This is a genomic window from Microbacterium sp. LMI1-1-1.1 (genome assembly GCF_040815675.1).
Classification (GTDB): domain Bacteria; phylum Actinomycetota; class Actinomycetes; order Actinomycetales; family Microbacteriaceae; genus Microbacterium.
This window is the reverse complement of sequence record NZ_JBFPNN010000009.1, coordinates 19,181-31,368: the sequence shown is the minus strand read 5'-3', so window position 1 is coordinate 31,368 and position 12,188 is coordinate 19,181. Positions and strand designations below refer to the sequence as shown.

The window sequence follows — 12,188 nt, the reverse complement described above, 5'->3', positions numbered from 1 at the left end:
CCGGATCTCGCTGGATCCCCGGCGGATCCTGCGAGATCGGCGTCATTCTGCGAGCTGTGCGCAGGGGTCAGGCCAGGCCGAGCTCCGCGTCGAGAGCGTCGAGCTCCGCGGTCACGTCCGCGAGCAGGGCAGCGCGTTCGCCTTCCGGCAGCCAGGACGCCTCCACGCCGTTCCGCACCATGTCGCGCAGCTGCGCGTGCGTCGCTCCGATGGGGCCTGCCGCGAGGCGGTACTCGTCGGTGAGCGTGGTGGGGAACATCCCCGGGTCGTCGGAGCACGGCGTCACCCGCAGCCCCGCGTCGAGCATCGCCCGAATCGACGCACGGCGCCACGGGCGCCATGACCGGCGCGAGGTCGTCGACGCCACGGTGAACACCACGCCGTCGCGGCGCACCCGCTCGACGACGGCGGGATCCTCGAGCACGAAGTAGCCGTGATCGATCCGGTCGCAGCCGAGGAGGTCGAGGCACGTGGTGGTGTTCGCGGCGGTGGGGGCGTGCTCCGAGGAGTGCGCCGTGCGGCCGAGCCCCGCCTCGCCGGCGAGCCGGTAGGCGTCGACGAAACGCTCGGGCGGGCCCGCGGTCTCGAGGTTGTCGAGGCCGATCCCGGCGACGTACTCGTGCGGGTTGTCGACGACCTCGCGGACGAGCGCCAGCGCCTCCTCGCCGCTGCGGCTGCGGTCGATGCCGGCGATCATCCGCCCGGTCATCCCGAAGTCGCGTTCGGCGAGACGGATGCCGTCGGCGTAGGCCTCGACGCTGCCGCGGTAGCCCAGCCCGGCGAGGTGCTCGGGCACGGAGTCGAAGAACAGCTCGAGGTGCCGGGTGCCGCTGCGGTGCGCGTCCTCGAACGCCTCGTAGACGATGCGCGTCAGGTCCTCGGGCGAACGCAGGAGCTGGACGACCCACGCGGACACCTGGAAGAGCGAGTACGAGACCTCGGGCTCGTCGACGGAGCGGCCCTGCGGCACGGACACCACGGTGTCGCGGTAGAGCGCCGGGTCCGGCGGCAGCGAGTTGATGTCGGCGAAGACCCGCTCCGGCTCCGCGGGCAGCGCGAGACCCTCGCGGCGCGCGAGCTCGGCGAAGGTGCTCGCGCGCACGGTGCCGATGAGGTGGCAGTGCAGGTCGACCTTCGGGATCCGTCGGAGCCACTCGTCCGGGACGGTGACGGCGGCGGTGGTGGCGGCGGCGGTGCTCATGAGATCTCCGGGGAAGCAGGTGGGGCAGACGGACCCGTGCACGGCGTCGCGGTCGAGGCGACGCCGCGCACGGGGAAGGTGTTACTTCGAGGTGACCTCGCGGGCGAAGCGGTCGACCCACTCCGACCGGGTCGGCACGAGCTCCGTCGGGTCGAGCGTGGAGTAGCCGGCAGCGGTCGGGTCGGCGGCGATGTCGCCCACGACGGCGGTGATCGTGTCGGGCACCTCGGCGCCGAGGTTGACGGGCAGGTCGCCGACGATCGCGGCCGACGAGGTCTGCGCCTCGACCGAGAGGAGGTAGTCGATGAACTGCTCCGCGGCATCCAGGTTGGCCGCACCGGTCGGGATCATCGCCCGGTTGGTGGCCATGTAGCGTCCGGTCGCGGGAGGCGTCCAGGCGATCGGCTCGCCCGACGCGACGAGGTCGGTGGCGAACCCGCTGAGGGAGTCGGCCGCGATGATCTCGCCCTGGGTGAGCAGGTTCGTGACCTCCGTCGACGAGCTGTAGAACTGCAGCACGCCGGGCGCCCACTCCGCGAGCGTCGAGAGCGCGGCGTCGATGTCGTACGGTCCGCTGCCCTCGGTGTCCGCGACCCCGGTGATCATCAGCTGGCCGGCGGTGACCGAGATGTCGGGCAGCGCCACCTTGCCGGCCTTGGCCGGGTCGCCGTAGAGCGACCAGTCGGCGGCCTCGCCCGCGCTCAGGGCGTCGGTCGAGTAGAGGGTGCCGTTGAGCTGGTAGCTGTAGGCCGGGCCGAGGTAGGCGTCCTCCTTCGCGAAGTCGGCGATCTCGCCCAGCGTCTCGACGTTCTCGGCGTCGACCTGCTGGAAGAGGTCGTCCTCCTGGCCGAGGGCGGCGTAGTAGTCGCTGATCAGCATCACGTCGACGCCGGGGTCGTCGCCGCCCGCCAGCTGCAGCTGGGACAGGCGGTCGGAGTTGGAGCCTGTCTCGATCTCGACCTGGATGCCGGTGGCCTCGGTGAAGGGATCGACGACGGCCTCCTGGAACTGCTCGACGCCGAAGGGGAAGGTGCTGACGACGAGGGTCTGCGCGTCGGCATCCGATCCGGATCCACCGGAGCAGCCGGCGAGGGCGAGGGCGCCGACGACGGCACCGGTCGAGAGGGCGAGGGTGCGCCGGGTGGAGGAGGGGGACATGGCGGGTCCTTTCGGGGTGGGAGGAGCACGGGGTGCGTGGCGGCGGACGGGGCGGGACAGCCCCGGAACTCCGTCGCGACGCGGGGGGAGTCAGGCGGTGGGAAGGGTGACGAGGCGGCCGGGGGCGGCCGAGACCACGACCGGATCGCCCGGGGCGACCGTCGGCGAGCCGTCGGCGCGCACGTCCGAGACGAGCCGCACCTCCGCCCCGGTGGCGTCGCGCGCGGCGACGGTGACGAGGACGTCGACGCCGCGGTATGCGACGTCGATGACGACGCCGTCGAGCGCGAGCCCCGCACCGGCGGGGGCGGCCGCCGAGACGGACAGGTGCTCCGGACGGACGGTGACGGTCGAGCCGTCGCCGAGGACGACGAAGTTCTCGTACCCGAGGAAGTCGGCGACGAAGCGGTTCGCCGGCGCCCCGAACACCGCGCTCGGCGCACCCTGCTGCTGGATCTGACCGGCGCGCATGAGGACCATCTCGTCGCTCATCTCGAGCGCCTCGTCCTGGTCGTGCGTGACGAGGACGACGGTCAGTCCCGTCTCGCTCTGGATGCGGCGGATCTCGGACCGCATCTGCACCCGCAGCCGCGCGTCGAGGTTGGACAGCGGCTCGTCGAGCAGAAGCAGCTTCGGTCGGATCGCGATGGCGCGCGCCAGGGCGACGCGCTGCTGCTGGCCGCCGGACAGCCGTCGGGGCCGGCTGCCCGCGAGGTGCGCGAGGCCGACCATCTCGAGGCTCTCGGTCACCCGCTGCTGCCGCTCCGCACGCCCGAGGCCGCGCAGCTTGAGCCCGTAGCCGACGTTGTCGGCCACGCTGAGGTGCGGGAACAGGGCGTACGACTGGAACACCATGCCCAGTCCTCGCTTCTCCGGCGGGAGGCGGGTGCTGTCGACGCCGTCGATGAGGATGCGGCCCGAGGTGGGCGACGCGTAGCCGGCGAGCATCCGCAGCGACGTGGTCTTGCCGCACCCGCTCGGCCCGAGCAGGGTGGTCAGCTTGCCGGCGGGGATGGCGAGGTCGATGGCGTCGACGGCGGTGAAGTCGCCGAAGACCTGGCTGACGTGGACGAATTCCGCTGCGGCGTTCATCGGTTGATGCCTCCGAAGATCTTGGCGAAGCCGACGCTGCGCTCGGCGATGACGGCGATGACGACGGTCGCCGCGAGGATGAGGGTCGAGGTGGCCGCGACCATCGGGTCGTAGCTCTGCTGCACGTAGTCGAGCATCGTCACGGGCAGGGTCCGCGCGTCGCGGCTCTGCAGCAGCAGCGACAGCGGCACGTTGTTGAACGAGGTCACGAAGCCCAGCAGGGCGGCCGAGAAGACCCCCGGACGCAGGATCGGCAGCGTCACCGTGAAGAAGGTGCGGAGCGGGCCGGCCCCGAGGCCGCGCGCCGCCTCCTCGAGTGCGGGATCGCTCGTCGCGAGCGCGGCGCCGGTCACCCGCACCGCGTACGGCAGGAGCAGGGCGGTGTGGCCGAGGAGCAGCACCGGGGCGGTGTCGACGTCGAGCGTCACGACCAGCTGCTGGAACAGTGCCAGCCCCACGACCAGCTCGGGCACGATCAGCGGCGACAGGAACAGCCCCTCGACGAGACCGCGGCCCGGGATGCGCCCGCGATAGATCGCCAGGGTCGCCGGGATGCCGATGAGCAGCGCGAGCGCGGTGGCGAGCACGGCCAGTTGCGCGCTCGTCGCCAAGGACTCGAGGAACGGGTCGTAGGACAGCGCCTCGCCGAACCAGCGCAGCGAGAGCCCCTCGGGCGGGAAGCGCAGGGTCGAACCGGCGGTGAAGGCCGTGGCGACGACGAACAGGATCGGCACGATCATGATCACGTAGCCGGCGACGGCCAGCGACGCGGCGATGGGACGGCGGGTCTTCACGAGACGGCTCCCTTCCGCGCGACGAGCGACGAGAGCCCCGAGACCAGGAAGACCAGCACCGTCATCACGATCGCGGTGGCGGACGCCCCGGCCCAGTCGATGGTCACGCTCGAGTAGGAGAAGAGCTGCGTGCTCAGCATGCGCTGGGACGAGCCCCCGAGGAGATAGGGGGTCGTGTAGGCGGTGACCGAGCCGGCGAAGACCAGCGTCGCCGCAACGACGACGCCCGGCAGCGAGAGCGGGACGACGACGTCCCAGAAGGTGCGGATGCGGCTCGCGCCGAGTCCGCGCGCCGCGTCGTCGAGTCCGGCGTCGACCTGCGAGACGGCGGAGTAGCAGGAGATGATCGCCAACGGCAGGAACAGCTGCGTCAGACCCAGCACGATGGCCAGCTCGGTGTAGAGCAGCTGGGGCGCCTCCTCCACGAGTCCGAGACCGACGAGCGCCTGCCCGATCGCACCGTTCTTGCCCAGCACCACGAGCCAGCCGAAGGTCCGGACCACGTTGCTCAGCAGCAGCGGGAAGATCGCCAAAGCGAGCAGCACGCCCGCCCAGCGCGAGCTGGAACGGGCGAGCAGGTAGGCGATGGGGAATCCGAGCACGATGCAGATCACCGTGACCACCAGGCCGAGACCGACGGTGCGGCCGATGATGCCCAGCTCGTAGGGGTCGGTGAGCATCTCCCCGACGCGCGCGAGCACCTCGACGGGGCCGGTGCCGGGAGGGGCGAACAGCATGACGAGCGAGGGGATGACGAAGAAGAGCAGCAGGAAGCCCAGCCCCGGCAGGAGCAGAAGGGGAGCGGTCCTCGATCTCACGGCGACCCTCCGATTGATCGTGTCGGGCGGGCACGGAAAGCCCGCAAAAGAAATGTAACCGGTTGCATCGAGAGTAGACCGATGAGGGGACCCGGTTCGAGTCAGCCATGTGAACAGTGCGTTTCGGCACCGCCGTGCAGACGGGTGGCGACGTGCGACCGGTTGCAGGGGCACCGTATGATCGGCGCAGTCCACCGAAGGAGTCGCATGGCCACGCTCGCTGACGTCGCCGCCCTTGCCGGCGTCTCGAAGGCGACCGCCTCCCGGACGCTCTCGCGGCCCGAGGTGGTCTCGCCGGACACCGCGGCGCGGGTGCTGACGGCCGCAGCGAAGCTCGGCTTCACCCCCAACTCCGCGGCGCGGCAGCTCGCCCGCGGCCGCACGGGCGTCGTCGCGCTCGTGGTCCCCACGCTCGACAACGCGTTCTTCACCCCGATCATCGGCGGGGCGCAGCGCCGCGCCGACGAGGACGGACTCCAGCTCACGGTGGCCGTCCATCCGCTCGAGGGGGTGCGGGAGCTCACCGCGTTCGAGCGGCTGTCGCGGCAGGTCGACGGCTTCATCGTCGTCGCGCCGCGCGGCAGCGACGATCTGCTGCTCTCGGCTGGGGCGCACAAGCCCACGGTGCTGGTCGATCGCGAGGCCGACGGCATGGCATCCGTCGTCGCCGACACCGCGTCGGCGTTCGGCGGGTTGGTCGAGCGTTTCGCGGCCGAGGGGCACCAGCGGCTGCTCTACCTCGGCGGCCCGGACGGCTCGTGGCAGGACGGGCAGCGCACCGCGGCCGTGCGCGCGGCTGCCGAGCGCGGCGGGGTCGAGCTGTCCGTGCTCGGCCCGTACCCCGCGACCTTCGCGGCCGGGGTCTCGGCGGCCGAGGCCGTGCGGGCCTCCGGCGCCACGGCGGTCGTGCCGTACGCGACGGCGCTGGGTCTCGGCGTGCAATACGCGCTGCTCGCGGCGGGGGCGCTCCCGGAGCGGCTCGTCGTCAGCTCGGAGCGCTCGATCGTCGATGCGCTCGGCCTCACCGGGGTCCCGGCGGTGGATGTGGACGGGGAGCAGCTGGGGCGCGCCGCGGCGGAGCTCCTCATCGAGCGGTTGGCCCGGCGCGACGCGACGCCCGAGCGTCGGCGGCTCGCCGTTCCCGTGCAGTGGCCGTAGAGGCCGCACAGGTGCCCGCGGCGTCCCCTGACCATCGCATGAGCGTCCGGTCCCGAGGGTGGTCGAGTCGGTGACCGCCGCCGTAGCGTGAAGCGCATGACCTTCGCAACGGCAGACGTGTACGACGAGCTCGGCGACGCCCTCGACTCCGTCGCCCTCCCGTTCCGGGATCTCGGCGGTCGCCGGGCTTTCCAGGGGCTGGTCCGGACGGTGCGCTGTCACCGCGACAACGCGCTCGTCAAGCAGCTGCTCGCGACGCCCGGAGACGGGGCCGTCCTCGTCGTCGACGGCGGCGGGTCGCTGCAGTCGGCGCTCGTCGGCGACATGATCGCCGCGTCGGCGGTCGAGAACGGGTGGGCCGGCCTCATCGTCCACGGTGCGATCCGCGACCTCGACGTCGTGGCGACCCTCGACATCGGGGTCAAGGCGCTGGGCGGCAACCCGCGGAAGAGCGCGAAAGACGGTGTCGGCGAGGTCGACGTCCCCGTCGTCATCGACGGCGTGACCTTCACCCCCGGAAAGCGCGTCTGGGCGGACGCGGACGGCATCCTCGTCGAGCGGTAGGAACCCGGCCGCATCCCCGCCGGATTGTCCAACCGGCCGGCTTCTGGCGGACAGATCGGCGTTCCGTCACACTGCTGTCATGCCCACCACCCTGCGCGCGCTGATGAGCGAGCCGCGGTTCGACCTCCGGCCCGTCTCGGGCGCCTCCGAGGCGGTGCTGTCGAGGCCGCTCCCCTGGGCGCACAGCTCCGACCTCCCCGATCCGACCCCGTGGATCGGCGCCGGCGGCCTGCTGCTGACGGACGGCGTGCAGTTCGGCGGGCAGGAGCCGGAGCCCGCGCTCCCCTACGTCGGGCGCCTGGTCGATCACGGCATCCTGGCCCTCGGGTTCGCGACGGGCATCGTCCACGACGACATCCCGCACGACCTCATCGCGGCGGCGCGGCAGCTCGACCTCCCGCTCATCGAGGTCTCGGAGCGGACGCCGTTCATGGGCATCATCCGTTTCGTCTCGGATGCCGTCGCGGAGGACGACCGGCTCGCGCTCGAGCGCTCGCTGAAGGCGCAGCGGTCGGTCGCGCGGGCCGCGCTGCGTCCGGACGGCCTCGCCGAGATCCTGCGGGAGCTCGAGCGCAACCTCGACTGCTGGGTGGCCCTCTACGACGCGCGCGGCAGCCGCGTGCCGGTGCCGACGCGGCACGGCATCCCGGGTGAGCTCGTCGCCGAGGTCGACGCGGCGGTCGAGGGGGTCCTCTCCCGGGGGCGGACGGCCGCGGTCCGCCTCAGCCTCCGCGCCGGCGAGGCGACCTTGCAGACGCTCGGTCAGCGCGGGCGTCTGCGCGGCGTCCTGGCCGTGGGGGTGGGGGCGAGCGCCCTCGACCGCGCGGGCGTGGACCTCGTCGATGCCGTCATCGCGCTCGCGAGCATCGCACTCGAGCAGAGCCGCACGCTGGACGACGCCCGACGGCGCCTCCGGTCCGGCGTGCTCGAGCTCCTCGCCGCGGGGCGGCACGCGGCCGCGACGCGAACGGTCGAACACCTCTGGGGCGCGCTCCCGTCCGACCCCCTCCGGGTGGGCTGCGTCGCGCTCGCCGCTGAGCCGGGCGCGGGAGCCGCCGACGTCCTCCGCTCCTCGCTCGAGCTGCTGGCCGAGGAGAGGCCGGGCGGCTTCTTCTTCGCCGAGCAGGACGGCCTCCTCGTCACCGTCACCGCCGCCGACGACCGCGAGGCGCTCACGTCGCTCCTCGCCCGGCAGGGCGCGCGGGCCGGCTTCTCGGCGGCATCCACGTGGGAGGGATTCGCGGATGCCATGGCGGAGGCTCGTCGTGCCCTCGCTCGGGCGACGGATCAGCACCCCGTCGCGGAGTTCGACGACCTCGCCCGGGCGGGCCTGCTGGGCCATCTGGAGCACACGCGCGCGCACGACATCGCCCGGCGCATGCTGCTCCCGCTGGACGGGCCGGACGCTCCGGCGGACCTGCGCCACGCGCTGGTGGTGTGGCTCGATCACAACGGGGCGTGGGGGCCGGCCGCGGCCGCCCTCGGCCTGCACCGCCATACGCTGCGGCACCGCGTCGACACGGCCGCGCGCCTGCTGGGTCTCGACCTGGAGTCGTTCGCCGGTCGCGCGGAGCTGTGGGGGGCCCTGCAGCTCACGGAGGCTCCCGCGCGCGCGGTCGGCCCCGGTCTCTGAGCCCCTCCCGGGGACGGCGGCGGACCCGGGCCGCCTCGGCGCCGTCGCGCCGCGGGCGTCATCCCGCGGTGAGATGCTCCCGGGCGACGTCGACGAGGATCTGGTGCATCGCGCGTTCCCCGGGCGGGCGGACGCGGTCGCTCCGGTGCGCGACGACGATCCGCCGTGACGGCGCCTCCTGACCGAGGCTGACGATGCGCACGTCGGGGCGGGCGGACTGCACGGCGGTGCGCGGCGCGAGAGCGACGCCGAGGCCGACGCTGACCATCGCCAGCGCCTCCTGGTAGTCGTTGGCCTCGAAGGCGATCGACGGCGAGAAGCCGGCGGAACGGCAGCTACGTTCCAGCACCTCGGCGACGGGGTGGTCGCGTTTGCGGACGATCCACTCCTCGTGCCGGAGCATCGACATGGTGACGTGCCGAGCGCGCCCGAGGCGGTGCTCCTGCGAGACGACGAGTACCGTCGGGTCTTCGAACAGCGGCGTCAGCGACAGGTCGGGCTCCTGGATGCGGTTCCACTCGTAGTCCCACAGCAGGGACAGCCCGATCGCGTTCTCCTGCAGGGCGGCCACGAGCTCGTCGAACCGTGCGCTGTGCACGTCGAGGCGCACCTGAGGATAGTCGCGACGGAACCGGCTGATCGCGATCGGCATGATCGTGCTGCCGATGGTGGGGAAGGTGCCGACGGAGATCCGTCCGCGCTGCAGGCCCGCCAGCTCCCCGAGCTCGGACTCCGCCGCGCGGAGACGCCGGAGGATGTAGCGCGCGTGCCCCGCGAGGAGAGCGCCGGCCTCGGTCGCGGTGACGCCGCGGGGCTGTCGGCGGACGAGCGGCTGCCCCACCTCCTGCTCCAGACGCTGCAGCTGCTGCGACAGGGCGGACGGCGAGTAGCCCAGCGTCTTCGCGGCCGCCGTGAGCGAGCCGTGATCGAGGATCGTGACCAGGACGGAGAGCCGTCGGACATCGAGCATGGGGGCCTCCTCGCTTCGTCCAGCGTACAGTCCACACGTCTTCGACTGGAAGCGCATGAAGCACAGCTTCACAATTCGGGGGAGGGATGCCACCACCCCAGGTCCCGTCAACGGCATCCTTCCCGCGAAATGCGGGCTGCGCGAACGTGAAGCGTTGCTTCATGTCTGTGAAGAACATCGCGATATCGCTGAACATCACCGCCGGACGACCATGGAGGCCGACCCCGAGGGAGGCTGCGATGTTGGACATACCGGCGACGCTCATGCGAGGCGGGACCAGCAAATGCTGGGTCTTCTCGCGCCACGAGCTGGAGCGGATCGGTGCGCCGGTCGACGACATCCTGGTCCGGCTGTACGGCAGCCCCGACGAGCGTCAGATCGACGGTCTCGGCGGCGGCACGTCGACGACCAGCAAAGCGGTGATCCTCTCGCGCAGCGATCGCGACGACGCCGACATCGACTACACCTTCGCCCAGGTCGGGCTCACCGACGGACTCGTCGACTGGTCCAGCAACTGCGGCAACTGCTCGGCCGCCATCGCGCCCTACGCCCTTCACGCGGGCTGGATCCTGCCGCGCGGCGACCGGACCCGCGTGCGGATCTTCAACACGAACACGAACCAGCTCATGATCGCCGAGGTGCTCACGCCGGGCGGGATCTTCGACGAGTCGGGGGACGCCCGCATCGTGGGCGTCCCGTACGCCGGGCTCGAGGTCGTGCTCTGGTTCGTCGACCCCGCCGGGAGGACGACCGGACGGCTCCTGCCGACCGGGCTCGCCGCCGAGCGCATCGACGGCGTCCCCGTGACGCTCGTCGACGCCGGTGCGCCGGTCGTCATCGCCGAGGCCGAGGCGCTCGGGCTCACCGGACTCGAGACCCCGGCCGAGATCGACGGCCGTCCCGAGCTGCTGCGTCGGATCGAAGGGATCCGTCGGGAGGCGGCCGTCCGCATGGGCCTCGCCCGGACGCCGGAGGAGGCCCGCAAGGCCGTGCCGAAGGTGGCGATGGTCTCGTCGGACGGCCCCGGCGGACGCGTCGTCGGCGTCACCATGATGTCGATGGGCAAGGCCCACCCGGCGCTCGCCATCACCGGCAGCGTCGCGCTGTCCATGGCCGCCGCGACCGCGGGGACGGTCGTCCACCGCATCGCCACGCCCGACGACCAGGGCACGGTCTCGCTGCGGACGCCGTCGGGCGTCATCGTCACCCGCATCGGTATCCAGAACGGCTCGCCCGCGGTCGCCATCACCCGAACGGCCCGCCGGCTCGCGGACGCCTCCGTGACCCTCCCGGTCGACCAACTGCCCGGTCACGTGCCGGGGCTGGCCGAGGAAGCCCTCCTCGTCCGATGATCGAATAGGCGGCCGGCCCGCGGAAGCGGACCCGGCTGCCCCGACCCCTTGGGAAGACAAAGATGTCACCAGAACTCATCTCCATCCTCGCGCTGTTCGCGATGGTGGTCATCGCGACCCTGAGGCCGATCAACATCGGCATCCTGGGCTTCATCGGCGCGTTCCTCGTCGGGACGCTCGTCCTCGGGCTCGATGAGGACCAGCTGCTCGCCGGATTCCCCGCCGACCTGTTCCTCACGATCGTCGGCGTGACCTACCTGTTCGCCGTGGCGAAGCTGAACGGCACCGTCGATCTCATCGTGGACCGCGGCGTCCGTCTCGTCCGCGGCCGGACGGCGCTCGTCCCCTGGGTGCTCTTCGGCGTGGCCACGGTCCTCACCGCGATGGGGACGTTCCCGCCCGCGGCGGTCGCGCTCGTGGCCCCCGTGGCGTTGAGCTTCGCCGCCAAGCACGGCATGGACCCCCTGCCGGTCGGCATGACCGTCGTCTACGGCGCCCTCGCCGGCTCGCTCTCGCCGATCTCGGTGCTCGGACTCCTGGTCCGCGACATGGTGGGCGACATCCCCGGGTTCTCGCCGACCGTGCTGTTCGTCACGGCCTTCGTGTACTCGACGCTCATCGCGATCCTGACGCAGCTGTACTTCTCGCTCCGCTCGCGGCGCGCCCGGGCCCGCAGCGCGGTGATGCTGGACACGGAAGCGGGGGGCGTCGCCGGCACGACCCGAGTTCCTGCCGGTCCGCTGGTCCCCGCGACGGGCAACATCGCCGTGGAGGAGAAGCGCGGGACGACCCTCACGCTGACGCAGACGCTGCAGACCCCGCGGGTGCGCACGACCCCCGCGCAGATCCTCACCCTCGCCGCCCTCCTCTCGCTCGCCGTGGGCGCGATGGTGTTCCACCTCGACATCGGCATCCTGGCGCTCGCCGCGGGCACGCTCATCGCGTTCATCGAGAAGAAGCACCTGACCGCGGCCGTCGAGGGCATCAGCTGGTCCACGCTGCTGCTGGTGGCCGGCATGATCACCTACATCAGCATCGTCGAGGAGGCGGGAGCGATCGAGTGGGTCGCCCGCGGCATCGGCAGCCTGGGATCGCCACTCGTCGGCGTGCTGGTCCTCTGCGTGATGGCCGGAGTCGTCTCGGCGTTCGCCTCGTCCACTGCGGTCATCGCCATCTCCATCCCGATGCTCCTGCCGTTGATCGAGAACAGCCCGATCGCCGCCGGCATGGCCATCTCGGCGGTGGCCATCGCCGCTAAGGTCGTCGACGTCTCGCCGTTCTCCACCAACGGCGCTCTCGTCCTCGCCAATGCGCAGAACGTCGACCCGGCGGCGTTCTACCAGCGCATCCTGCGCTACTCCGGCGTGATCGTGCTCGTCGGACCGCCCCTGGCGTGGATCACGCTCGTCGTGCCGTTCTCGGGCGCGGCGGGCTAAAGGTATTAGGAA

At 72.0% G+C, this 12,188-nt stretch carries 11 protein-coding genes; 5 read left to right on the top strand and 6 right to left on the bottom strand.

Annotated features, from left to right (window positions below; translation table 11 throughout):
• Positions 1–67 precede the first annotated feature (67 nt).
• The 5 genes from MRBLMI1_RS13585 to MRBLMI1_RS13565 all read right to left on the bottom strand — a co-directional run bounded on the left by MRBLMI1_RS13585 (position 68) and on the right by MRBLMI1_RS13565 (position 5,063).
• Positions 68–1,201, bottom strand: a complete 1,134-nt coding sequence (locus tag MRBLMI1_RS13585; protein WP_367733760.1) for an adenosine deaminase family protein — start codon at positions 1,199–1,201, stop codon at positions 68–70.
• An 81-nt stretch (positions 1,202–1,282) separates the two neighbouring features.
• Positions 1,283–2,359 (bottom strand): ABC transporter substrate-binding protein, encoded by a 1,077-nt coding sequence (locus tag MRBLMI1_RS13580; RefSeq protein WP_367733759.1) that lies wholly within the window; start codon positions 2,357–2,359, stop codon positions 1,283–1,285.
• Positions 2,360–2,449: 90 nt separating this feature from the next.
• Complete coding sequence (locus MRBLMI1_RS13575; protein ID WP_367733758.1) at positions 2,450–3,451, bottom strand: ABC transporter ATP-binding protein; 1,002 nt, start codon at positions 3,449–3,451, stop codon at positions 2,450–2,452.
• Positions 3,448–4,245 (bottom strand): ABC transporter permease, encoded by a 798-nt coding sequence (locus MRBLMI1_RS13570; protein ID WP_367733757.1) that lies wholly within the window; start codon positions 4,243–4,245, stop codon positions 3,448–3,450. The genes MRBLMI1_RS13575 and MRBLMI1_RS13570 overlap by 4 nt, the downstream gene beginning before the upstream one ends.
• Positions 4,242–5,063, bottom strand: a complete 822-nt coding sequence (locus tag MRBLMI1_RS13565) for an ABC transporter permease (protein WP_367733755.1) — start codon at positions 5,061–5,063, stop codon at positions 4,242–4,244. The genes MRBLMI1_RS13570 and MRBLMI1_RS13565 overlap by 4 nt, the downstream gene beginning before the upstream one ends.
• Positions 5,064–5,270: 207 nt before the next feature.
• Between MRBLMI1_RS13565 and MRBLMI1_RS13560 the strand changes: the two genes are divergently transcribed.
• The 3 genes from MRBLMI1_RS13560 (at position 5,271) to MRBLMI1_RS13550 (ending at position 8,418) form a co-directional block, all read left to right on the top strand.
• Complete coding sequence (locus MRBLMI1_RS13560; RefSeq protein WP_367733752.1) at positions 5,271–6,221, top strand: LacI family DNA-binding transcriptional regulator; 951 nt, start codon at positions 5,271–5,273, stop codon at positions 6,219–6,221.
• A 96-nt stretch (positions 6,222–6,317) separates the two neighbouring features.
• Positions 6,318–6,785, top strand: coding sequence for a ribonuclease E activity regulator RraA (gene rraA, locus MRBLMI1_RS13555; protein WP_367733751.1), 468 nt, complete (start codon positions 6,318–6,320; stop codon positions 6,783–6,785).
• A 79-nt stretch (positions 6,786–6,864) separates the two neighbouring features.
• Positions 6,865–8,418 carry a PucR family transcriptional regulator gene (locus MRBLMI1_RS13550; RefSeq protein WP_367733750.1) on the top strand — a complete coding sequence of 518 codons (1,554 nt, stop codon included), beginning with the start codon at positions 6,865–6,867 and terminating at the stop codon, positions 8,416–8,418.
• 58 nt (positions 8,419–8,476) lie between these two features.
• On the opposite strand, the gene MRBLMI1_RS13545 is transcribed toward MRBLMI1_RS13550, so the two are convergent.
• A complete protein-coding gene (locus tag MRBLMI1_RS13545; RefSeq protein WP_367733746.1) occupies positions 8,477–9,388 on the bottom strand; it encodes a LysR family transcriptional regulator in 912 nt (303 codons plus the stop codon).
• A 239-nt stretch (positions 9,389–9,627) separates the two neighbouring features.
• On the opposite strand from MRBLMI1_RS13545, the gene MRBLMI1_RS13540 reads away from it, so the two are divergent.
• Positions 9,628–10,740 carry a PrpF domain-containing protein gene (locus MRBLMI1_RS13540; RefSeq protein WP_367733744.1) on the top strand — a complete coding sequence of 371 codons (1,113 nt, stop codon included), beginning with the start codon at positions 9,628–9,630 and terminating at the stop codon, positions 10,738–10,740.
• A 62-nt stretch (positions 10,741–10,802) separates the two neighbouring features.
• Positions 10,803–12,176 (top strand): SLC13 family permease, encoded by a 1,374-nt coding sequence (locus MRBLMI1_RS13535; protein WP_367733743.1) that lies wholly within the window; start codon positions 10,803–10,805, stop codon positions 12,174–12,176.
• The last annotated feature ends 12 nt before the right edge of the window (positions 12,177–12,188 follow it).